The organism is Streptomyces sp. NPDC050619, assembly GCF_040654815.1.
In the GTDB taxonomy this organism is placed as follows: domain Bacteria; phylum Actinomycetota; class Actinomycetes; order Streptomycetales; family Streptomycetaceae; genus Streptomyces.
This window is the reverse complement of record NZ_JBFAIR010000140.1, coordinates 1-1464: the sequence shown is the minus strand read 5'-3', so window position 1 is coordinate 1464 and position 1464 is coordinate 1. Positions and strand designations below refer to the sequence as shown.

Genomic DNA, 1464 nt, shown 5'->3' with positions numbered 1-1464 from the left:
GCGTGTCCGGCCGGCGCGCCGCTGAAGCAGTTGGCCAGCACCAGTTCCGCGGCGCGAATGGCGCGGGCCGGGATCAGCTTGTCCATCGGCTTGGTGCAGCCCAGTTTGTAGGCGCACTTGGGGCCGGGAGCGCCGGGCAGCGCGGCGACGGGGCTCGCCCCGCACAGGGTGAACTGGCCCAGGTTGAGCTGGTCGTCCTTGCCGTTGCCGTGGAACAGCACCCGCCGCCACACCCGGCCCAGCGCCACCTCCTTGATGTCCAGGCGGCGCACGTCGTCCGCGCCGCACCACACGTCCGCGCCCGGCACCGCCTTTGCGGCGTCCAGTTCGGAGACGACGCCCACCGCGGCGCCCGGCACCACCCGGGCGTACTGCTTGGCCACCACCCAGCTCAGACTGTGCACGTCACGGCCGGTGAGGAGGAACAGCGGCCGTCCGGCGGCGTACGCGGCGTCGACGACCGGCTGCACCTCGTCCCCGCGCAGCCCGCCGTACGTGCCGACCAGCAGCACCGAGCCCTCCTCGGGCAGCCGCGCCGGGGCTGTCACCCAGTGGCGGGCCAGCGGGGCGACGAGGGCGCGCAGCGCCTCGGGCAGCGGGTCGTCGCCGAGCAGGACGCCGGTGTCGGCCGGGTCGGGGGCGCGGTGGCCGCCGTAGAGCTGCTCGGCGAGGGCGATGCCGTCCAGGAGGTCGGCGCGGCTGCCGGTCCACACCGGCAGTGGGCCGTATCCGGCCTCTGCGTCCGCCACCGCCCGTGTGTAGTCGTCGAGTTCGGTGTACGGGGCGAACACGGGCCCGTTGGGGATGCTCATGACTGGGCTCCCTCGTCGACCTTCAGTTCGAAGTGGCGCAGTAAGGCGTGCATCCGCTCCTCGACCTCGGCCGCGGTGGCGCCCTCCTCGTGCACATAGCCGGTGGAGGCGTGCGAGGCGCGCGGCGGGTCCAGTACGTCGCCCGCAGCCGCGGTCAGGTGTGCGCCGATCACGCCGGGCAGGCGCAGCAGCTCCTCCTCGGAGGTGATGTGGACGACGCGGCCGGGCGCGGTCGGCAGCAGCAGGTCGCCCACCGCACGGTCGCGCGTGTAGTGCGGCACCGGCACCCGGTCGAGGTAGGTGTCGAGGACGACGTGCAGGAAGTCGAAGCCGAAGGCGAGGCCGTGGTTCATCGGCACCTCGCAGCCGCTGAGCCGGGCCGCGACCTCGCTCATCACGAACTCGCCGTCGTCGGTGAGGAAGAACTCGCCGTGCAGATAGCCGTACGGGATCTGCAGCCCGTCGGTGAGCTGCTGGGCCAGCGCGCGGGCGTCGACGGGGATCTCCTCGCTCGGCGCGTAGGTGATGTTGGCGTTGATCTTGCCGTCCAGGACCTCCAGGATCGGGACCGGGTTCTTCGACAGATACGCGCCCAGGACCACACCGCGGGAGATCACCGCGCACAGCTGGAACTCCCGGCCCCTGATGTACT

The 1464-nt window shown here is 72.4% G+C and carries 2 pseudogenes; both read right to left on the bottom strand.

The window, feature by feature from the left end:
* Positions 1-812 (bottom strand): annotated as a pseudogene (locus AB0I77_RS53540) (hypothetical protein); the annotation flags it as partial.
* Positions 809-1464: pseudogene (locus tag AB0I77_RS53535) on the bottom strand (ATP-dependent carboxylate-amine ligase); the annotation flags it as partial. The pseudogenes AB0I77_RS53535 and AB0I77_RS53540, both read right to left, overlap by 4 nt.